Here is a 19,149-nt window from a genome sequence, read left to right on the forward strand (position 1 = left end):
GGGCCCTAGGGCCGCAGCGGCGCGGTGGCGAAGGCCGGCAGACCGACCTCCGGCAGCACCTCGGCGCGGAAGCCGAGCTCCTTCTCCGCCAGCTCCGGGGAGGCGACGACATGGCGTACGTCGCCGATCCGGTAGCGCCCGGTGACCACCGGCTCCACCTCCGTCCGAGTCCCGCGTGCGACCAGCGAGGCCACCTCGCTGATCGTGACCGGGTGCCCGGACGCGACGTTGTAGGCCGCCAGCTCCCCGCGTGACCGCTCGGAGGTCGCCTCCAGCGCCGCCAGGTTGGCGCGGGCCACGTCGTCGACGTGGACGAAGTCGCGCTGCTGGCCGCCGTCCTCGAACACCTGCAGCGCCTCGCCCCGCTCCAGGGAGGACCGGAAGATGGCGGCGACCCCGGAGTACGGCGTGTCCGAGGGCATGTGCGGCCCGTAGACGTTGTGGTAGCGCAGCGCGATCGCCGTCGCGTCGGCCTGACGGGCCCAGGCGGAGGCGTAGTGCTCCTGGGCGACCTTGCTGGCTGCGTACGAGCTGCGCGGGTCGAGCCTGGCGGACTCCGCCACGGCGGCCCAGGTCAGTGCGCCGCCGCAGAGGTCGCAGTGGTTCTCGAAGTCGCCGGAGTCGAGCGCTGCCCGCGAGCGCGGCGGCGGGACCCGGTCGCCGTGGGTCGCGCAGACGTAGCGGCCCTCGCCGTAGACGACCATCGAGGAGGCGAGCACCAGGCGGGAGACGCCGTGCTCGCTCATCGCGGCCAGGAGCGCGGCGGTGCCGAGGTCGTTGTGCGCGGCGTACAGCGGGAGATCGGCCACCGTCACGCCGGCACCGACGACCGCGGCCTGGTGGCACACCGCGTCGACGCCGTCCAGCAGGTCGCCCCAGCCGCCGGCGTCGCGTACGTCGAGGAGGTTCGTTCCGGGCGGCGCCTCGGCGGCCTCGCCGTGGGCCATCGGCAACAGCACGTCGACGCGTGCGACCTCGTGACCGGCATCCTCCAGCACCCGGCCGATCGCGGTGCCGATGAACCCGGCGGACCCGGTCAGCAGGACCCTCATGGGATCTCGTAGGCGAGGGTCTTGCCCTCGGCCCAGGTAGAGCAGGAGCAGCCGGCCGGGTCGGGCAGGCCCTCGATCGTGTCGGCCAGGATGGTGCGCATCCGCCCCAGGTTGGCGGCGAAGAGCGCGTAGACGTCGTCCTCGTCGACCCCCTCGCCCTCGGCCGCACCTGCGTCCATGTCGGTGACCAGGCACAACGGCGCGTAACACATCCGCAGCTCACGGGCGAGCGCCGCCTCCGGAGCACCGGTCATCCCGACCAGCGTCCAGCCCTGGGCGGCATGGTGGATCGACTCCGCGCGGGTCGAGAACCGCGGACCCTCGATCACGATGAGCGTGCCACCGACCTTCACGGACGGATCAGCGGCGACGTACGCCTTGGCGATCCGCGCGCAGTAGGGGTCGGCCAGAGGTACGTGGGTGGCGCCGCTCTCCACGTAGCTCGGGATCCGGCGCCAGGTGCGGTCGACGAGCTGGTCGGGGGTGACCAGGTCACCAGTCGCGACGGCATCGGCCCGGAGACCGCCGACGGCGCTGGGGGAGAGCACCTGGGTCACGCCGAGCGACCTCAGTGCCCAGAGGTTGGCGCGGTAGGGGATCGCGTGCGGCGGGTACTCGTGCGAACGGCCGTGGCGAGGCACGAAGGCCACCGACCGGCCGGCGACGGTGCCCACCGTGACCGGCGCGGAGGGATCGCCGTACGGGGTCTCGACCGCCACCTCCTCGGCATCGGTCAAGAACTCGTAGAGCCCGGTCCCGCCGATGACCCCGACCTCGGCGCGGGGTGCCTGTCCCATGTCCAGCCCAGTCATGCCTTCACTGTGCCAGCGCTGACCCCTCGGCGACAGCGTTCGGCACATCCGTCACAGTTCGGTAATACCTGCCGGAAGGCGGATCGATGTCGGTGGTCGCGGGCACAATGCGACGGCGTGGGGAGACGTACGTCGCTGGGAGTGCTGGTCGTCCTGCTGGCGATCGCCGGCTGGGCGGTCTCGGTGTGGCTTCCCGAGGCAGCGCCGGCGACACGACGTACGCCGCCGGCGACCGCGGAGCCTTCAGCAGGGCCGGTTGACGTGCCCGCGGCTCGCGGTGACCTCGGGGATCTGGCGACGGTGGCGAGGCGACCCGACGGGCTGGTTGCCTACGCACGCTCGTCGTTCGGCGGGGAGTGGGCGGACAGCGACGGCAACGGGTGCAACCAGCGCGACGACGTGCTGCTGCGCGACGCCGTCGAGGTGCGGACCCGGCCGCAGGGGCGATGCGACCACGACGTGCTCGCCGGGACGTGGGCCGACCCCTACACCGGCAGACGACTGGTCTTCACCGACCTGAAGGAGCCCCGGCAGGCTCAGGCGATCCAGATCGACCACGTCGTGCCGCTCTCGGAGGCCTGGCGCTCCGGCGCGAGCGGCTGGTCCCCGGACCGGCGCCGAGCCTTCGCCAACGACCTGGGCAACCTGCTCGCCGTCGACGGCCCGACCAACCTGAGCAAGAGCGACGACGACCCGGCGGCTTGGCGTCCGCGGAAGGGGTTCCAGTGTGCGTACGCAGCCCGTTGGATCGAGACCAAGACCCGCTGGTCGCTCGCCGCCGACGACAGCGAGCGGCGGGCGCTCGGGGAGATGCTCGGCTACTGCTGAGCGGCCTGAGGTCAGACCGCCCGACGGTAGATGGCCATCGCGCGGTCGTAGGCCTCCCACGCCCGCCAGGACTCCAGTGCCCGTTCGCCTTGCGGCTTGAGGCCGTCGACCTTGTGATAGGACTCGCCGCTCTCGTACTGCGACTCCCGGCCCGTCACCAGCGAGAGCAGCATCGGCAGCACGCTCTCGTCGGTGACCGTGATCGTGCCGACCTGGAAGGTCTGCCGCACCCACTCGACCCGCCGGTCCGAGCCCAGGACGAGCACCACGGGCAGCTGCGACGCCCGGACGATCGCGTCCAGGATCGGCCCGAGCCCGTCGGGAACCCAGCGCTCACCGGGCGGTGGGGTGGGCGCTTTCGGGATGCTCATGGTCGAAGCGGGTGCCGAGACGATGTAGGTGGTGGTGTACGCCGGGACCTGGCCGGTCAACGGACCGGCGATCTTCTCGACGGTCGGTGCCGTCGCGTCCGGAGCTATACCCGGTGCGACGTCCGGGGTGATCTGGTCGGCCGGCTTCTCCGCTGCCCTCCGGCGCGGCCTGATCGCGGGGATCTTCGAGGTGAAGTTGAAGCTGCCGGTGCGGGTGGAGTCGATGTGTCGGCCGGGGGCCGGCTCGGGCGCCCGGCCGAGGGTCGAGGTCGGGGCCGGCGCCGTGGCGGTGGTGACCAGCTCGGCCGCGTGCTTGCCGTGCGTCCGGATCGAGCCGTCGGCGGCGAACTCGAAGAGCGCGACCCGAACCCGGTCGGCCCACTCGACCGCGTCCACGGTGTAGCCCGCGCGGCTGAACAGCGCGACCGTCCGGGCGTCGTAGGCGTAGCCCGCGCCGCGTACGGCACAGACGCTGCGCGCCTCGGTCGGTGAGCGGGTGAGCACCACCTGCGCGACGACGACGTTGTCCGGCCGGCCGCCGATGATGTCGATGTCGGCGGCCGCGGTGCTGCCTGACGGGGCCGCGTCGGGCCAGCCGAGGGTATGCAGATGCTCCGCGGCGTACTTCTCGGCTTCCTCGCCCGTTCTGGGCTGCCTCGGGGGTGCCAACGTAGGGTCCTTCCTCGATCCTCCACTCGGGCCTCCCTGCCCGATCGAGATTGGGAGGGATGATAGGCCCGCTGCGTACGTCTTGTCCGGCGGGGTGGCGAATCGGGTAGCGCTGTTCGCTCCTGGCGGATCCAGCCACGTTTGTCGGTGCTCGCCGCTAGCGTGATGTTCATGAGGCGCCCGCATGAGAACGTCGCTACGGTCCTGGTGGACCCGCGCGTTCTGGGCGACATCGAGATCGAGCTGATGTCGCTCGACATGCCGCTGTGGCGGGTGTGCGCTGCGCCGATCGTGAAGGACGGGCAGCGGCTCGCGTTCCAGGTCCGCCACCGGCTGCTGATGTCCAAGCGGGGCGAGTGGGACTGCGCCAAGGACTGGGTCCCGGTCTGGATCGGCTTCGGCTCCAGCTGGGCGTTCCCCGGCGAGGCCATCCCGTGGCCGGCCCACAAGGCGCTGTGGACGCTCCTGGAGGGCTACTCCGACCAGGTCCGCTACAACAAGCGGCTCGGCGGCATCCCTAGGATTCCGCGGCTGCGGGAAGCCTGCTAGCCGCCGGATCCGGCCGCCGCTCGATCTGCTTCCAGGTCGGGTCGATCGCGGGGAACATCGTGACCACGAAGTACGCGATCCCGCAGGCCACCAGCGCCGTGGTCAGGCCGAACGCCGAGACCAGGCTGCCGCCGAGCAGTCCGCCGAGCGGCATCAGTCCCCAGGCGAAGGCCGAGATCAGCGACATCACCCGACCGAGCACGTGGGCCGGGATCCGCTCGAACTGGATCGCCCCGAGGATCGGGTTGATGAACCCGCTGCTCGTCCCGCCGATCGCGAACACCACGAACACGACCCACAGGGGCGCCCCGAAGGCGATCACCAGGAACCGAGGGATCCCGGTGATGAGGAAGCAGACCAGGTACGTCGGGTAGCGGCGCATCCGGTTGCCGAGCGCCGCGGCCACGGCCGACCCCACCGCGGAGAAGCCGGAGAAGGTGGCGAACAGCAGGCCGATCGTCTCGGGGCCGGCGTGCTGCTGGCCCCATACCGGCATCAGCACGCTGCTCCAGGCCAGGTCGATCAGGTTGGTCAGCGCGACCATGAACGCGATCCCGAGGAGCACCCGGTCACGGCGGAGGAAGTGCCAGCCCTCGGCGAGCTGAGCCCGGTAGGGCGTGGGGCGCGCGGGGTGCTCGGCGGGCTCCAGTCCTCGGGCCCGCGTCAGCCCGGCGGTCGTCGTGGCGAGCACAAGAGCGCCGACGGCGAACGAGGCGGCGTCGATGACGATCGCGTCGGTCGCGCCGACCAGACCGATCAGCAGCCCCGCCGCAGCGGCGCCGAGCATGGAGGCGGTGCGTTCGACGAACGAGTGGAGCCCGGTGGCCCGCTCCGTCGGTACGCCGGCCGCCTCGACCAGCTGCGGGATCATCGACGACTTCGCGGAGTCACCAGGCCCGCGCAGCGCGCCGGCGAGGGCGACGAGCGTGAGCAGGATCGGGAAGTGCAGCAGGCCTGCTGCGTACAGCAAGGGGATGAGGCCGACCACGACGGCCGAGCCGAGGTCGCAGGCGATCGCGACGCGGCGTGGGCCGATGCGGTCGATGACCGGCCCGCCGAAGATCTTGCTGAGCACCAGCGGTGTCATCTCGAAGAGCGCGATCAGGCCGGCCTTGGCGGGGCTGCCGGTCGTCTCGAGCACGAACCACGGCAGCGCCAGCATCGAGATGCGGGTGCCGACCAGCGAGATGGTCTCGGCTGCGAGCCAGCCGTAGAGGGGGAGCTTCATGGCCTACCCCTCTGGGCTTGTGTCGTGGACGGCGCTGACGTGACCCGGCAGCGGGAAGACGTGGAACTGGAACATCACGGCCTCGCCCTCCGGCTCCTCCTCCAGGTCGTCGATGATCTTGTTGACCTGCTCCTCGACACGTGAGGCCTGGACGGGGGTCAGCCGGACGACGCGGTCGTTGAGGCCGAAGGCCTCGCGCCACTCCTGGGGGAGGAGCGCCCGCTCCTCGATCGCCTCCTGGAGGCGCTGGGCGTAGATGGTGACGACCGTCTGCAGGTAGGCGTCGAGGGTCTCGCGGCCCTCGGGGGTGTCCGGCACGTCGCTGTCGCCGGTCACGGTCGCCTGGTGGGCGGCCCTCCACCAGCGCTCGCGGGCGTTGCCGCGGCTCTCGTCGTCCTCGATGAAGCCGTGCTGCGCGAGCTGCCGGAGGTGGTAGGACGTCGCGCCGGAGTTGATGCCGAGCCGGGCGGCCAAGGTGGTCGCCGTCGCCGGGCCGTCGACGCGGAGGATCCCGAGCATGCGTACGCGCACGGGGTGGGTGAGGGCCTTGAGCTGGTCGACTCCGGGGACGATCTCGCGTGCTGCCATGGGTCCACGGTAGACCGCAAAGAGATCTTTGCAAATAGATTTATGCGGTTCGGTTGAAAATCGAGTAACCAGGTGAACAAAGCCTGGATAGCGCAGTTACCCTGTCCGGGTGACGACAGACGCCGCGCCGCCCACGCCGACCTCCACCCCGAAGGTGGCGATCATCGGAGGAGGAGCCAGCGGCACGTTGACCGCGATCAACCTGCTCCGCCGCGGTGCTTCGGTGACGTTGTTCGAGTCGCGTGGCGAGGCGGGCTACGGAGTGGCCTACTCGACCACCGATGGCCGTCATCTCCTCAACGTCCGGGCCAACAACATGTCGGGCTTTCCCGACGACCGTGACGACCTGCTCGACTGGGCGGCCGAGGCCGGCATCGAGCTCGGCCCGATCGACTTCCTGCCCCGGCGCGACTACGCGCGCTACCTGCGTGACCGGCTCGCTCACGCTGCCGAGGGAGGTCCGGGAACGCTGGAGACGGTCGGTGAGACGGTCATCGACGTGGAGCCGTTCGGTGTCGGCTTCCGGGTGCTGACCGGCGACGACGAAGGACATGTCGCGGACGCCGTCGTCCTCGCCTACGGCAACCCGCCGCCCCAGCCCCTGGCCGGGCTCCCCGAGGCGCCGTGGAACCTGTCGGACCCGTGGGACGTGGCCCGGATCAGCGCCCTGCCGGTCGATGCGACCGTACTCGTCGTCGGCACCGGCCTGACCGCCGTCGACACGACCGTCACGCTCCTCGACGACTCCCCGGAGCGCCGGGTGATCATGGTGAGCCGCCACGGCCTGGTCCCGAACCCCCACGTCGACGACCAGTTCACCTCCTGGGTGACCCCGATCCCCGACGGCCCGCTGACCGCCGACGGCATCGCGGATCTCGTACGCGACCAGATCGAGCACGCGGCCGGCCTCGGCGTCGACTGGCGTGCCGTCATCGATGGCCTCCGTGGCCCGACCCAGTCGATCTGGCGCCGCCTGCCCGAGCCGGAGCGCCGTCGCTTCCGCGAGGTCTACGCCCGTGAGTGGGAGGTACGCCGCCACCGCATGGCTCCGCGCATCGCCGACCTCCTCGATGCCTACCGGGCCGAGGGACGCCTGGAGATCCTCGGCGGCGGGGTGCTCGGCTGCCGAGTCGATGGTGCCGGCCAGCCGGTCGTCTCCCTGGCCGACGGTGACCGCGAGATCACCGCGGTGATCAACTGCACCGGCCCCTCCCCCGACATCACCCGCACCGACAACCCCCTCCTGCTCGCGCTCCAGAAGCGCGGCCTGATCGCCCCCGACCCCCTCCGCCTCGGCATCGACGTCACCGAGGACGGCCACGTCATCGGAGCAGACGGCAGCGTCGTACCCAATCTTCTGACCGTCGGCCCGCCCTGCAAGGGTGCGCTCTACGAGGCGACCGCCATCCCCGAGATCCGAGGACAGGCAGCAGCAGTCGCAGCCCACCTCACGAGCTGACCGCTTCGCTGGTCAGCCCAGGTGGAGCTGGCGGTCGGTGCGCGCGAAGGTCTCGGCGGCGAGCTCGGGGTCGGCGCTGAGCTCGGCACCGGTGGCCGGGATCATCGTCTTGAGCTGGGGCTGCCAGCCGTCCCAGCGGTCGGGGAAGCAGCGGCGCAGGACGTTGAGCATGATCGCCGGGGCGGTCGAGGCGCCGGGGGAGGCGCCGAGCAGGCCGGCGATGGTGCCGTCCTCGGCGGTGATGACCTCGGTGCCGAACTGGAGTACGCCGTCGGGGCGGATGACCTGCACCCGCTGGCCGGCGATGACCCGATCCCAGTCCTTGCGGTCAGCGGCAGGGAAGAAGTCGAGAAGGTCGTCGAACTTCTTGCGCGGCGAGCGCAGCAGCTCCTTGACCAGGTAGACGGTGAGATCCATGTTGGTCAGCCCGGCCCGCAGCATCGGCACCAGGTTGTGGGGCCGCACCGAGAGGAAAAGGTCGGTGAGCGAGCCGGTCTTGAGGAAGCGCGGGCTCCAGCCGGCGTACGGCCCGAACATCAGGTGGGTCTTGCCCTCGACGTAGCGGGTGTCGAGGTGGGGAACCGACATCGGCGGAGCGCCGACGGCGGCCTTGCCGTAGGCCTTGGCGCGGTGCTGGGCGACGAGCTCCGGCTTGGACGTACGCAGGAACTCACCCGAGACCGGGAAGCCGCCGAAGCCGCGGATCTCCCGGATGGCGGCCTTCTGCAGCAGCGGCAGCGCGTAGCCGCCGGCGCCGACGAAGACGAAGCGGGAACGCAGGTGGTACTTCCCGGTCTCGTTGCGACCGTAGATGTGCCAGAAGCCGTCCATGGTCTGGTGCAGGTCGGTGACCTCGGAGCCCGTCTCCAGGTCGGCGCCCTTGTCCACCAGGGTGCGGGTCAGGATCGAGGTGAGCGAACCGAAGTCGACGTCGGTGCCGGCGTTGGTCCAGGTGGCCGCGATCGGCTCGTCGGCGAGGGACTTGGCCGAGCGGCCCTCGAGCAGCAGCGGCGCCCAGCCCTTGATGACCTCGGGGTCCTCGCTGAACTCCATCCCGCTGAAGAGCGGGTGGACCGAGAGCGCCTCGTAGCGCTTGCGCAGGTAGTCGACGTTCTCGGCGCCCCACACGAAGGACATGTGCGGCACGGTGTGGATGAACTTGTCCGGGTCCGGGATGCGGCCGTTCTCGACCAGGAAGGACCACAGCTGACGGGAGAGCTGGAACTGCTCGTTGACGTTGATCGCCTTGGAGATGTCGACCGAGCCGTCGGCGTTCTGCGGGCTGTAGTTGAGCTCGCACAGCGCGGAGTGACCGGTGCCGGCGTTGTTCCACGGGCCGGAGGACTCGGCGGCGGGTGAGTCGAGCCGCTCGATCAGCTTGATGGACCAGCTGGGCTCCAGCTCCTGGAGGAGCACACCCAGGGTGGCGCTCATGATGCCGCCGCCGATCAGCACTACGTCAAGAGGTTCGTCCACAGGTCTTTTGTCTCGCTTTTGGGGCCGCAATGGTTAATCGGGGTCCTTAGATCGGTCTAACTTGTGGGCAACTTCACTGCCCGGACCCGATCGTGTTTCCGTCCGTCATTGTGGCTCACCGCACATGCCGGGGACAGATCAGGGTGGAGTTACGCTCGCCCGGTGCCCCGCCTCTCTGACTCCCATCGCGCCTGGATCGACGAAGCCGTACGCCGCGTCGAGGCCGACGCGCAGCGCTCGGCCGACACCCATCTGCACGTGGTGCCCCTGCCTGCTGCCGCCGGGATCGATCTCTACCTCAAGGACGAGTCGAGTCATCCCACCGGCTCGCTGAAGCACCGCCTGGCCCGGTCGCTGTTCCTCTACGCGATCTGCAACGGCTGGCTCCACGAGGGCTCGACGGTCGTCGAGGCCTCCTCCGGATCCACCGCGGTCTCGGAGGCCTACTTCGCAGGCCTCCTCGGGCTGCCGTTCGTCGCGGTGATGCCGCGCTCGACCTCGGAGGAGAAGGTGCGCCTGATCGAGTGGCACGGCGGCCGCTGCCACTTCGTCGATCGCGCTCCGGACATGTACGCAGAGGCCGAGCGCCTCGCCCGCGAGTGCGGCGGCCACTACATGGACCAGTTCACCTACGCCGAGCGGGCCACCGACTGGCGCGGCAACAACAACATCGCCGAATCGATCTTCGACCAGATGTCGCAGGAGCGGCACCCGGTGCCGACCTGGATCGTCGTCTCCGCTGGCACCGGCGGCACCTCGGCGACGATCGGCCGCTACCTCCACTACCGCCGCCACCCCACCAAGCTGATGGTCGCCGACCCGGAGAACTCCGCCTTCTACGGCGGCTGGGAGACGGACACCTCCGACTACGCCACCGGGATGCCGTCGCGCATCGAGGGGATCGGCCGGCCGCGGGTCGAGCCGTCCTTCGTCGGCGGGGTCGTCGACGACATGGTCCAGGTCCCCGACGCGGCGTCGATCGCGACGATGCGCTGGCTCTCGGCCCGGATGGGCCGCTCGGTCGGTCCCTCGACGGGCACCAACGTGTGGGCATCGCTGGGTGTCGTACGCGAGATGGGGGAGGCCGGCACCGAGGGCAGCGTCGTCTCGCTGCTGTGCGACTCCGGGGAGCGCTACCGCTCGTCCTACTACGACGACGGCTGGGTGAGCGAGATGGGCATCGACCTGGCGCCGTACGCCTCGGCTCTCGCCGACTACGAGCGCACCGGCGTCCTCGTCGACCCGTCCTGACGCGCCCAGATCCGCAGTCCCAGCGTGATCAGCGCCCACACGCCGGCGACGATCAGGATCTCGTTGAGGACGTAGACCGGCCACGGCCCGAGCAGGTCGAGCATCGAGCCCGACTCCGGCTTGTAGCGCAGGTAGCCGTAGTTGGCGTCGAGGACGAGGTTGAGGACGTACGCCACGGCGGCCCACGCCGCCGTGGTCGCGACCGTCCAGCCGTAGTCGCGCCACCGCGGTAGCAGCTTGAGCCCGAAGACCAGGTAGACCGCGGCGGTCACGATCATCAGGTGCTGTCCCCAGAAGGTGAAGTAGCTGACGTCCGGGAAGTCCATCACGTCCGGGGTGAAGACGCCCTGCGTGGTCAGCGTGAGGCCCCAGAAGCAGGTCAGCGCGGTCGGGTAGGGATGGTGGGTCCACAGCGCGAACGCCGCCGCGACCCACGCCAGGTCGCACAGGTGGATCGGCAGATCGATGAAGAGATCGAAGTCGGTGACCCACTCGTGGGCCTGCAGCGGGATCGTCGTCAGCGGGATCGCGAGCGCGAACCCTCGTGAGAATCTCGACGGCTTCGTGTCGGCCCGCTGCTGCCTGCCCAGCCAGACGACAGCCACGATCCCCGCTGTGAGCAGGGACAACGGCACCAGGTGGGCCAGACCGTAAGCCTGCATGACGGAAGTCTGACCGGAATCTCGAAAAAATTCTTCCCAACCCGCGTCATGGGTCCGCCGGTGGCCCGTTTCATCGGCGAGAAGGTCGCCCACCGGTGGGGGGTGGACGAACTTCCAGGTGGCGGTCCCTCTGAATGCACACTGCGGGGGTGGTGTGCAATCAGAGGGACGCCTCGCTTTCAGGTGCTCTCAGCGGGCCGTGCCGGTCACCGCGGTGGCGTAGAGGTCCTCGTCGTGATGGATCTCCGCGACGAGCCCCTGCTCCCGCATCAGGGTCGCGGTGATGGGCGCCTGCTCCTGGCCGGCCTCGATCACGAGTACGCCGCCGGGGGCCAGGTGCTTCGGCGCCTGCTCGATCACGCGGCGCTGGACGTCGAGCCCGTCCGCGCCACCGTCTAGGGCCACGTGGTGCTCGTGGTCGCGTGCCTCGGGCGGCATGTTCCGGATCTGGTCGCTCGGCACATAGGGAGCGTTGGCCACGATCACGTCGAGCTCGAGGTCGTGGGGGAGCGGTTCGTAGAGGTCGCCGAGAACGACCCGGCTCGGCGGCAGATTCTCCCGAGCGCACTCGACCGCCGCCGGGTCGATGTCGGTGGCCCAGACCTCCGCGTCCGGGAGACGTGCCGCGATGGCGGCGCCCAGTGCTCCGGTCCCACAGCCGAGATCGAGCACCTTCCGGACCGCGCCTCTCTCGGCCGCCCGACAGGCGAGCTCGACCATCAGCGCCGAGCGCTGCCGGGGTACGAACACCCCCGGCGCGACCCGGATCCGGAGCCCGCAGAACTCGGCCCAGCCCAGGATGAGCTCCAGCGGCTCGCCGGCCACGCGGCGTACGACCATCTCCTCCCGCTCCTGGGCGGAGACCGGGGCGGACTCGAGCAGCGCCGCCTCGTCCTCGGCGAAGACGCAGCCGGCGGCGCGGAGACGAGCGACGAGCCCCGGATCGGGAGATGTGGAGGTCATTGGAGAAGATTGGCACGTGGACGCCGTGACCCTGATCGGATTTATCGTGGCCGGGTATGCCGCGTTCGTGACGGTCGCGGCCGTGCTCGGCGTGGTGCTGAAGGCGCCCCGGCCGAAGTGGCTGGACCAGGTGGCGTGGATGCTGGAGATCCTGGCGGTCGTGCTCGCGATCGGGGCGCTGGCGGCCTGGTCGGGCGGACGCAAGCCGGAGTCGCTGTCGACCTTCCTGGGCTACCTCGGCGCGCTGGTGTGCCTGATGCCGCTGGCCCTGCAGACGATGCGCGGTGATCGTTCGACCTGGTCCTCGGGCGTGATCGCGGCGGCTGCCCTGGCAACGGGCGTCGTGGCCGTACGCGTCATGATGGTGCGGTGAGCACCCCGACCGCGCCCGTCAAGACTCGTTCCGGTCCGCACCTGGTGCTGCTGACCGTCTATGCGATCTTCGTGCTCGCCGCGGGCGCCCGGTCGCTGGTGCAGGTCTTCACCGACTTCGGCGGGGCCCCGATCGCCTACTCGCTCTCGGTCGTCGCCGCGGCGACGTACGTCGCGGGCTGGTTCGCGATCCGCCGGGCCGCCGCCGGGTCGGCAGGTTTCGCGAAGATCATGCTGTGGATCGAGCTGGCCGGCGTGATCGTCGTCGGTGTCCTGTCCTTGGCCGTGCCGTCCTGGTTCCCGGACGACTCGGTATGGTCGAAGTTCGGGAGCGGATACGGATTCGTTCCTGCCCTGTTGCCGATCCTGGGCCTGCTCTGGCTCTGGAAGGTCAACCCGAAGGAGACGGATGAGTCAGTCGACAGCCACCGCAATCTCGCCTGACTCGGGGGAGCACTGGTCCGCTCCGGGGGCGTGGACGGTCGCCGACGGCGTGCACCGGATCCCGCTGCCGCTGCCGATGGACGGGCTCAAGGCGGTCAACATCTACGTCCTCGAGGGCGACGACGGGCTCTCCCTGGTCGACGGTGGCTGGGCGATCACCGAGGGACGTACGGCGCTCGAGTCCGGGCTGAAGAAGCTGGGCTTCGAGTTCGGCGACATCCGGCGGTTCCTGGTCACCCACGTGCATCGCGACCACTACACGCTCGCCTCGGTGCTCGGTCAGGAGTTCGGCGCGGACGTGCTGCTCGGCGCCGGCGACCGGCCCACCCTCGAGCTCACCAACGGCGACCTCGACGGCTGGGTCTCGACCGACCGGCTGCTCGCCCACGCCGGTGCGCACGAGCTGGCCGAGCTCTGGGCCGCCAACCCGCCGCCCGCACCCGAACTGTCCCACTGGCGGATGCCCGACCAGTGGCTCGAAGGCGACGTACGCCTGGATGTGGCCGGTCGCGGCCTCGACGCCGTGCACACCCCCGGACACACCCAGGGCCATTACGTCTATGCCGATCTGGCCGGCTCGGTCCTCTTCGCCGGCGACCACGTGCTGCCCACGATCACGCCGTCGATCGGCTTCGAGCCGGTGCCGGTCATCGACCCGTTGGGCGACTTCATGGCTTCGCTGACCAAGGTCCGCACCCTGCCCGACCTGCGACTTCTCCCCGCCCACGGGCCGGTCGCCTCGTCGTCGCACGCCCGCGTCGACGAGCTCCTGGCCCACCACGAGTCGCGGCTCGCCCAGTCGCTGGCGTCGCTGAAGGCCGGTCGGCGCTCGGCGCTCGAGGTCGCCAACGACCTCGGCTGGACCCGCCACGAGCGTGCCTTCGCCGAGCTCGACTACTTCAACGCCGGCCTCGCGGTCATGGAGACCAAGGCCCACCTCGAGCTGTTGGCCGCCCGCGGTCAGGCAACCCGCGAGGAGACCGAGACCAGCGTCCTGTTCGCCCCCGTCACCGGGTGAGCCGCATCGGGGTGTGCGGGATGCCGTCCTCGAGGAACTCCTCGCCGTCCTTCACGAACCCGAACTTGGCGTACCAGCCGGCCAGCGGCGTCTGAGCGTCGAGGACGACATCGCGGTCAGTGACGGCCTCGACGGCGGCCTTCATGATCACGTCCGCCAGGCCTTGGCCGCGGTGGGTGGGGGCGAGGACGACGCGGCCGATCCGCCACACGTCGCCGTCGTCGAGGATGCGGGCGGTGCCGGCGAGCTGGTCGCCGTCGGTCAGCACCACGTGACGCGTCCCGGGCTCGAGATCGCGGCCGTCCAGATCGAGGTAGGGGCAGTCCTGCTCGACGATGAAGACCTCCTGGCGCAGTCGCCACAGGGCGTACGCGGTCTTCGGGGAGAGGTCGTCGAAGGACGAGAGGGCGACGTCGGTCATGGGTGGATTCTCGCAACCAGTAGTGTTGGCGGGAACAGACAGGGGAGGCCGGAAGGCCTGAGAGTGCGGCGAACAGCGCCGCAGACCCTCCGAACCTGCTCCGGTTGATACCGGCGAAGGGAGTCAGGAATGCGCATGCGTACGCCTGCCATCGCTGCCACTGCTATCTCGGCGCTGCTGCTGTCCGCGTGCGGGGGCAGCCCCGCCGAGCCGGACGCCGAGCCGTCGAGCGGTTCCGACGACAAGTCGGTCGTGCTGCTGACCCACGACAGCTTCACGCTGCCGAAGGAGGTGCTGGCCGAGTTCACCGAGAAGACCGGCTACACCGCCGAGATCCGGCACGCGGGCGACGGTGGCGAGCTGACCACCAAGGTCGCCATGGACACCGGCAACCCCGACGGTGACGCGGTCTTCGGCGTCGACAACACCTTCGCCAGCCGCGCGATCGACCAGGGCGCGCTGGAGGCCTACACGCCGGAGACGGTCCCGGCCGGGGTCGACGAGTTCAACCTTCCGGGCGACGAGGAGCACTTCCTCACCCCGGTCGACAACGGCAGCGTGTGCGTCAACATCGACACCGAGTGGTTCGCGGCCAAGAAGCTGGCGCCGCCGGAGTCGCTCGACGACCTGGCCGAGCCTGCGTACAAGGATCTCTTCGTGACCCCCGGCGCGGCGACGTCGACACCGGGGATGGCGTTCCTGCTGGCGACCGTCGCCGAGTACGGCGAGGACGGCTGGGCCGACTACTGGGGCAAGCTGATGGACAACGGCACCAAGGTCGTCGACGGCTGGGACCAGGCCTACTACTCAGACTTCACCCAGGGCGGCGGCAAGGGGACGCGACCGATCGTCGTGTCGTACGACTCCTCGCCGGCCTTCACCGTCAAGGACGGCAAGACGACGACCAAGGCGCTGCTGGACACCTGCTTCCGACAGGTCGAGTACGCCGGCGTGCTCGAGGGCGCCGACCACCCCGAGGGCGCCAAGGCGCTGATCGACTTCATGCTCTCCGACAGCGTGCAGGGGGCGCTGCCGGAGAGCATGTACGTGTTCCCCGTCTCCTCCGGTGTCGAGCTGCCCGCCGACTGGGCGAAGTTCGCGCAGCAGCCGACCTCGCCGCTCTCGGTCGAGCCCGAGGAGATCGACGAGAACCGGGAAGCGTGGCTGGCGACCTGGAGTGACACGATCGCGCAGTGAGCTCTACCCGTCGTGCTGTGACCCGGCGAATCGGGACCCTGGTCGCGCTCGCCGCCCTCCCGGTGGCCGTGCTGGCGGTCTTCTTCGTCCTGCCGGTCATCGGGATGGTGCAGCGCGGCCTGTTCTTCGAAGGATCCTTCGATCCGTCGGTCGTGACCAGGATCCTGGGGCGCCCGGAGATCCAGCGGGCGCTCTGGTTCACGCTGTGGTCCTCGGGGCTGGCAACGGTGCTGAGCGTCGCGCTCGGGCTGCCGGCCGCGTTCGCGCTCTATCGGCTGAGCTTTCCGATGCAGCGGGTCATCCGGGCGGGACTGCTGGTGCCGTTCGTGCTCCCCACCGTCGTCGTCGGGGTCGCCTTCCGCGAGCTCATCGGCGAGGCCGGGCCGCTGGCCGGGTTGGGGCTCGACGGGACTCCGACCGCGATCATCCTCGGGCTGGTGTTCTTCAACGCCTCGGTGGTGATCCGCGCGGTCGGCGCGGCCTGGGAGTCGCTCGACCCGCGTCCCGGGGAGGCCGCTGCCGCGCTGGGCGCCTCACCGGCGCGGGTCCTGCTGACGATCACGCTGCCGGCGCTGCGTCCCGCGATCGTCTCCGCGGCGTCGGTGGTCTTCCTCTTCTGCGCGACCGCGTTCGGGATCGTGCTCACCCTCGGCGGAGTGCGCTACAACAGCATCGAGACTGAGATCTACAAGCTGACCTTCACCCTGTTCGACCTTCCCGGTGCCGCGGTGCTGTCGGTGCTCCAGCTGGTGGTCGTCATCGGGCTGCTGGTCGTGGCCGGCCGGCTGCGCTCGGTGCCTGATCCCGCGCAGTCCCGGGTCGTCGTACGCCGCCGGCGGGTCTCGCTGCGAGACATCCCGGCCCTGTTGTCGACGTCGGTGCTGGTGCTGCTGGTCGCCGGGCCGCTGCTCGCCCTGCTGCTCGGGTCGCTGCGAGACGACGACCGGTGGAGTCTCCGGAACTACACGGCCCTGCAGACTCCCGGGTTCGACCCACCGCTGCCGGTGCCGGCCACGACCGCGCTGATGACCTCGCTGGCGGTCGCGGTGCAAGCCTCGTTGGTCGCGCTGGCCCTCGGGCTGCTGGTGGCGTTCGCGGTGACGCGCCGGTCCCGTTCGGTGGCCGAGCGGCGGGTGCGTTCCGTCCTGGACGGGCTGTTCATGGTGCCGCTCGGGGTCAGCGCCGTCACGCTGGGGCTCGGGCTCTACCTGACCCTAGGGTCGGCCCCGCTCGACTTCCGCGACGAGCCGTGGCTGGTGCCGCTGGCGCAGGCCCTCGTCGCGCTGCCCCTGGTGGTGAGGACGTTGGTGCCGGTGCTGGGATCGGTCGACGACCGCCTCCGTCAGGCCGCCGCCGGGCTCGGTGCCGGGCCGTTGCGCGCGGTCATGACCGTGGACGTACCTGCCATCTGGAAGCCGCTCCTCGCCTCCTCCGGGTTCGCGTTCGCAGCGTCGCTGGGGGAGTTCGGCGCGACGTCCTTCCTCGTCCGCGAGGAGCGCCCCACCCTCCCCGTCGTCATCCTGCGACTGCTGTCCCGTCCGGGCTCCGACAACTACGGCATGGCCCTCGCCGCCGCCTGCGTCCTCGCCGCCGCCACCGCCGTCGTGATGCTCCTCGTCGAGCGTCTCCGCGTACCTTCGATCGGAGCACTGTGAACCAGGATCGAGGTTGCGATGCTCTCGCTGCGTGAGGTGTCGGTGGCGTACGACGGGAAGGCGGCCGTCTCGGACGTCAGCCTGGAGTTGGCGGACGGGGAGGTGCTGGCGCTGCTCGGGCCGTCGGGGTCGGGGAAGTCGACGCTGCTGCGGGCCGTTGCGGGGCTGGAGCCGGCGACGGGCGAGATCAGCTGGGACGGGCGGGAGCTGCGCGGGGTGCCGACGCACAAGCGTGGCTTCGCGCTGATGTTCCAGGACGGGCAGCTGTTCTCGCACCTCAGCGTCGCGAACAACGTCGCCTACGCGATGCGGTTGCGCCGCGTCCCGGCCGCCGACCGTACGAGGAAGGTCGCCGACCTGCTGGAGCTCGTCGGCCTGGGCGGCTACCAGGACCGCCTCCCGGGCACGCTGAGCGGTGGCGAGCGGCAGCGGGTCGCGCTCGCGCGGGCGCTCGCCGTCGAACCGAGGCTGCTGCTCCTCGACGAGCCGCTCTCCGCGCTCGACGCGGGGCTGCGGGAACGGCTCGCGGGCGACCTGCGTCGGATCCTGCACGAGGCGGGCACCACCGCGCTGATGGTCACCCACGACCAGGAGGAGGCCTTCGCGGTGGCCGACCGGATCGCGCTCCTGCGAGACGGTCACCTGGTGCAGGCGGGGACCCTGCGGGAGGTGTGGGCGAGGCCGACGGACACCTGGGCCGCCCTGTTCCTGGGCTACGCCCGCGTGCTCGAGGGGCCGGCGGCGTACACGGTCCTGAAGGCCGCCGGGCTCAGCCCCGCCGACGCGGTGGCGCTCCGCCGCTCGGCCTTCGTCGCCGACCCGGTGGGGCCGCTCACCGGCACCGTCGTCTCGGCCAGGGCCACTCCGGAACAGCACCGGCTCGTCGTACGTCTCGACGACATCGGCGAGGTCGACGCGGTCGCAGACTCGGCGCCTGCCCCGGGGGAGTCGGTCAGGCTGAGGGTGGAGCCGAACCGGCTGGCCATTCCAGAATCTGTTGTCCCCGAATCGGCAGAGCAGCCACCCGCCATTTAAACTTAGCGGCTATGTATCGCCGCGCTCAGATCTTCCTCGTCAGTAGCGCGCTGATCTTCGGCCTGATCGCAGTCGTTACCGCGCAGATCGTCGACAAGCGCATGCTCGACCCGGAGGGCTTCCTCGGACCGTCCTGGCTCCGGTTGCCCCTCCTCGTCGGAGCCGCCCTGCTCGTCGACCTCGTGCCACGCACGCTGTGGTTGGCGAGGTTCAAGTGGAAGGACATGGGCCCGATCTTCAAGGAGCGGCTCCGCACCCACTGGACCCGTGAGCGGCTGACGCTGGTGGCGTTGGGCATCGTCTGCTTCTACCTGGTCTACGTCTGCTACCGGAACCTCAAGTCGTTCCTGCCGTTCGTGGTGCCGGAGACCTATGAGTTCGACCACGAGCTGCACCTGATCGACAAGGCGGTGCTCTTCGGCGCCGACCCGGCGATCGTGCTCCACGACCTCCTCGGCACCGGCTGGGCGGCCTGGTTCCTCTCCTACATCTACATGTGGTTCCTGCCGCTGGTGCCGTTCGCCGTCGCCGGATGGCTGGTGTGGTCGCGCAACCTCGCCTACGGCTACTGGTTCGTGAGCTCGCAGTGCATCGCCTGGATCCTGGGCACGGTCTCGTACTACTGCCTGCCGACGGTCGGTCCGGGCCTGCAGTACCCCTATCTCTACGCGGATCTGCCCGAGACGCCGGCGAGCACACTGATGGAATCGCTGGTCTTCACCCGACAACACGTCCTCTTCGACGTGGACGCCAACGTCGTGCAGTCGGTCGGTGGCTTCGCCTCGCTGCACTGCGGCATCACCCTGCTGGTGGCGCTGATGATCCACGCCACCATCGACAACAAGATCGCCCGCTGGGCCGGCTGGATCAACTTCGGGATCACCGTCGTGGCGACCGTCTACTTCGGCTGGCACTACCTCGCCGACGACATCGCGGGCTGCATGATCGCGCTCGTCGCCTACTACTTCGGCGGCCTCGCGGCCGGCCAGAAGTTCCAGCGCAAGGGCGTGCGGCGACTCGTCCCGGAGTCCGACGAGATCGCCGAACGCGAGGCGAAGGTCGCCCACGAGCTGACCTGATCCTGGCCCGACCCGGCATA

20 protein-coding genes and 1 riboswitch are annotated in these 19,149 nt (G+C 70.2%); of the genes, 11 read left to right on the plus strand and 9 right to left on the minus strand.

Annotation, left to right across the window (positions count from 1 at the left end; all coding sequences use genetic code 11):
• Positions 1-5: 5 nt before the first annotated feature.
• Both ACFX43_RS04790 and ACFX43_RS04795 read right to left on the minus strand, forming a co-directional pair.
• Positions 6-1,052 (minus strand): NAD-dependent epimerase/dehydratase family protein, encoded by a 1,047-nt coding sequence (locus tag ACFX43_RS04790; RefSeq protein WP_378817686.1) that lies wholly within the window; start codon positions 1,050-1,052, stop codon positions 6-8.
• The gene (locus tag ACFX43_RS04795; RefSeq protein WP_378817689.1) at positions 1,049-1,864 is read right to left on the minus strand and encodes an S-methyl-5'-thioadenosine phosphorylase; all 816 of its coding nucleotides are present in this window, start codon (positions 1,862-1,864) and stop codon (positions 1,049-1,051) included. Before ACFX43_RS04795 ends, ACFX43_RS04790 begins: the two co-directional genes overlap by 4 nt.
• A 117-nt stretch (positions 1,865-1,981) precedes the next feature.
• On the opposite strand from ACFX43_RS04795, the gene ACFX43_RS04800 reads away from it, so the two are divergent.
• On the plus strand, positions 1,982-2,692 hold the full coding sequence (locus tag ACFX43_RS04800) for an HNH endonuclease family protein (RefSeq protein WP_378817691.1): 711 nt from the start codon (positions 1,982-1,984) through the stop codon (positions 2,690-2,692).
• A gap of 11 nt (positions 2,693-2,703) precedes the next feature.
• On the opposite strand, the gene ACFX43_RS04805 is transcribed toward ACFX43_RS04800, so the two are convergent.
• On the minus strand, positions 2,704-3,732 hold the full coding sequence (locus ACFX43_RS04805) for a hypothetical protein (protein WP_378817694.1): 1,029 nt from the start codon (positions 3,730-3,732) through the stop codon (positions 2,704-2,706).
• Positions 3,733-3,903: 171 nt separating this feature from the next.
• Here ACFX43_RS04805 and ACFX43_RS04810 point away from each other — a divergent pair, with 171 nt between their 5' ends.
• Positions 3,904-4,281 (plus strand): hypothetical protein, encoded by a 378-nt coding sequence (locus ACFX43_RS04810; RefSeq protein WP_378817695.1) that lies wholly within the window; start codon positions 3,904-3,906, stop codon positions 4,279-4,281.
• Here ACFX43_RS04810 and ACFX43_RS04815 read toward each other — a convergent pair.
• Positions 4,250-5,509 (minus strand): MFS transporter, encoded by a 1,260-nt coding sequence (locus ACFX43_RS04815; RefSeq protein WP_378817698.1) that lies wholly within the window; start codon positions 5,507-5,509, stop codon positions 4,250-4,252. The genes ACFX43_RS04810 and ACFX43_RS04815 overlap by 32 nt on opposite strands.
• A 3-nt stretch (positions 5,510-5,512) precedes the next feature.
• On the minus strand, positions 5,513-6,097 hold the full coding sequence (locus ACFX43_RS04820) for an ArsR/SmtB family transcription factor (RefSeq protein WP_378817700.1): 585 nt from the start codon (positions 6,095-6,097) through the stop codon (positions 5,513-5,515).
• A gap of 109 nt (positions 6,098-6,206) precedes the next feature.
• Between ACFX43_RS04820 and ACFX43_RS04825 the strand changes: the two genes are divergently transcribed.
• The gene (locus tag ACFX43_RS04825) at positions 6,207-7,556 is read left to right on the plus strand and encodes an FAD/NAD(P)-binding protein (protein WP_378817703.1); all 1,350 of its coding nucleotides are present in this window, start codon (positions 6,207-6,209) and stop codon (positions 7,554-7,556) included.
• A 12-nt stretch (positions 7,557-7,568) separates the two neighbouring features.
• Here ACFX43_RS04825 and ACFX43_RS04830 read toward each other — a convergent pair whose 3' ends face one another.
• Positions 7,569-9,032 carry a malate:quinone oxidoreductase gene (locus tag ACFX43_RS04830; protein ID WP_378817706.1) on the minus strand — a complete coding sequence of 488 codons (1,464 nt, stop codon included), beginning with the start codon at positions 9,030-9,032 and terminating at the stop codon, positions 7,569-7,571.
• A 162-nt stretch (positions 9,033-9,194) separates the two neighbouring features.
• Between ACFX43_RS04830 and ACFX43_RS04835 the strand changes: the two genes are divergently transcribed.
• Positions 9,195-10,283 carry a PLP-dependent cysteine synthase family protein gene (locus ACFX43_RS04835; protein WP_378817708.1) on the plus strand — a complete coding sequence of 363 codons (1,089 nt, stop codon included), beginning with the start codon at positions 9,195-9,197 and terminating at the stop codon, positions 10,281-10,283.
• Here the strand turns inward: ACFX43_RS04835 and ACFX43_RS04840 are convergent.
• Together ACFX43_RS04840 and ACFX43_RS04845 are read right to left on the minus strand one after the other, a co-directional pair.
• Positions 10,247-10,945, minus strand: coding sequence for a TIGR02206 family membrane protein (locus ACFX43_RS04840; RefSeq protein ID WP_378817709.1), 699 nt, complete (start codon positions 10,943-10,945; stop codon positions 10,247-10,249). The two genes, ACFX43_RS04835 and ACFX43_RS04840, sit on opposite strands and share 37 nt — an antisense overlap.
• A 189-nt stretch (positions 10,946-11,134) precedes the next feature.
• Positions 11,135-11,908, minus strand: a complete 774-nt coding sequence (locus ACFX43_RS04845) for a putative protein N(5)-glutamine methyltransferase (RefSeq protein WP_378817711.1) — start codon at positions 11,906-11,908, stop codon at positions 11,135-11,137.
• A gap of 16 nt (positions 11,909-11,924) precedes the next feature.
• Between ACFX43_RS04845 and ACFX43_RS04850 the strand changes: the two genes are divergently transcribed.
• The 3 genes from ACFX43_RS04850 to ACFX43_RS04860 are packed head-to-tail and all read left to right on the plus strand — an operon-like array spanning position 11,925 to position 13,742.
• Positions 11,925-12,281, plus strand: coding sequence for a hypothetical protein (locus tag ACFX43_RS04850; protein ID WP_378817713.1), 357 nt, complete (start codon positions 11,925-11,927; stop codon positions 12,279-12,281).
• Positions 12,278-12,724, plus strand: coding sequence for a hypothetical protein (locus tag ACFX43_RS04855; protein WP_378817714.1), 447 nt, complete (start codon positions 12,278-12,280; stop codon positions 12,722-12,724). Before ACFX43_RS04850 ends, ACFX43_RS04855 begins: the two co-directional genes overlap by 4 nt.
• Complete coding sequence (locus tag ACFX43_RS04860; protein ID WP_378817716.1) at positions 12,690-13,742, plus strand: MBL fold metallo-hydrolase; 1,053 nt, start codon at positions 12,690-12,692, stop codon at positions 13,740-13,742. Before ACFX43_RS04855 ends, ACFX43_RS04860 begins: the two co-directional genes overlap by 35 nt.
• Here the strand turns inward: ACFX43_RS04860 and ACFX43_RS04865 are convergent.
• Positions 13,732-14,163, minus strand: coding sequence for a GNAT family N-acetyltransferase (locus ACFX43_RS04865; RefSeq protein WP_378817718.1), 432 nt, complete (start codon positions 14,161-14,163; stop codon positions 13,732-13,734). The two genes, ACFX43_RS04860 and ACFX43_RS04865, sit on opposite strands and share 11 nt — an antisense overlap.
• A 30-nt stretch (positions 14,164-14,193) precedes the next feature.
• Positions 14,194-14,302, plus strand: a riboswitch (TPP riboswitch).
• Here ACFX43_RS04865 and ACFX43_RS04870 point away from each other — a divergent pair.
• From ACFX43_RS04870 to ACFX43_RS04885, 4 genes are all read left to right on the plus strand, one after another.
• A complete protein-coding gene (locus ACFX43_RS04870) occupies positions 14,299-15,360 on the plus strand; it encodes a thiamine ABC transporter substrate binding subunit (RefSeq protein WP_378817721.1) in 1,062 nt (353 codons plus the stop codon). Its footprint overlaps the riboswitch before it by 4 nt.
• Positions 15,361-15,377: 17 nt before the next feature.
• Entirely contained in the window at positions 15,378-17,015 is a 1,638-nt protein-coding gene (locus ACFX43_RS04875; RefSeq protein WP_378817723.1) for an ABC transporter permease, read from the plus strand.
• An 18-nt stretch (positions 17,016-17,033) separates the two neighbouring features.
• Positions 17,034-18,050, plus strand: a complete 1,017-nt coding sequence (locus tag ACFX43_RS04880; RefSeq protein WP_378817726.1) for an ABC transporter ATP-binding protein — start codon at positions 17,034-17,036, stop codon at positions 18,048-18,050.
• An 11-nt stretch (positions 18,051-18,061) separates the two neighbouring features.
• The gene (locus ACFX43_RS04885) at positions 18,062-19,129 is read left to right on the plus strand and encodes a phosphatase PAP2 family protein (protein ID WP_378817728.1); all 1,068 of its coding nucleotides are present in this window, start codon (positions 18,062-18,064) and stop codon (positions 19,127-19,129) included.
• The last annotated feature ends 20 nt before the right edge of the window (positions 19,130-19,149 follow it).

The organism is Nocardioides sp. YIM B13467, assembly GCF_042788075.1.
Classification (GTDB): Bacteria; Actinomycetota; Actinomycetes; order Propionibacteriales; family Nocardioidaceae; genus Nocardioides.

Excerpts from the sequence above, each read along its gene's own strand:
- ACFX43_RS04790 (WP_378817686.1), bottom strand. The coding sequence starts at position 1,052 with ATGAGGGTCCTGCTGACCGGGTCCGCCGGGTTCATCGGCACCGCGATC.
- ACFX43_RS04795 (WP_378817689.1), bottom strand. The coding sequence starts at position 1,864 with ATGACTGGGCTGGACATGGGACAGGCACCCCGCGCCGAGGTCGGGGTC.
- ACFX43_RS04810 (WP_378817695.1), top strand. The coding sequence starts at position 3,904 with ATGAGGCGCCCGCATGAGAACGTCGCTACGGTCCTGGTGGACCCGCGC.
- ACFX43_RS04815 (WP_378817698.1), bottom strand. The coding sequence starts at position 5,509 with ATGAAGCTCCCCCTCTACGGCTGGCTCGCAGCCGAGACCATCTCGCTG.
- ACFX43_RS04820 (WP_378817700.1), bottom strand. The coding sequence starts at position 6,097 with ATGGCAGCACGCGAGATCGTCCCCGGAGTCGACCAGCTCAAGGCCCTC.
- ACFX43_RS04840 (WP_378817709.1), bottom strand. The coding sequence starts at position 10,945 with ATGCAGGCTTACGGTCTGGCCCACCTGGTGCCGTTGTCCCTGCTCACA.
- ACFX43_RS04845 (WP_378817711.1), bottom strand. The coding sequence starts at position 11,908 with ATGACCTCCACATCTCCCGATCCGGGGCTCGTCGCTCGTCTCCGCGCC.
- ACFX43_RS04860 (WP_378817716.1), top strand. The coding sequence starts at position 12,690 with ATGAGTCAGTCGACAGCCACCGCAATCTCGCCTGACTCGGGGGAGCAC.
- ACFX43_RS04865 (WP_378817718.1), bottom strand. The coding sequence starts at position 14,163 with ATGACCGACGTCGCCCTCTCGTCCTTCGACGACCTCTCCCCGAAGACC.
- ACFX43_RS04870 (WP_378817721.1), top strand. The coding sequence starts at position 14,299 with ATGCGTACGCCTGCCATCGCTGCCACTGCTATCTCGGCGCTGCTGCTG.
- ACFX43_RS04880 (WP_378817726.1), top strand. The coding sequence starts at position 17,034 with ATGCTCTCGCTGCGTGAGGTGTCGGTGGCGTACGACGGGAAGGCGGCC.
- ACFX43_RS04885 (WP_378817728.1), top strand. The coding sequence starts at position 18,062 with ATGTATCGCCGCGCTCAGATCTTCCTCGTCAGTAGCGCGCTGATCTTC.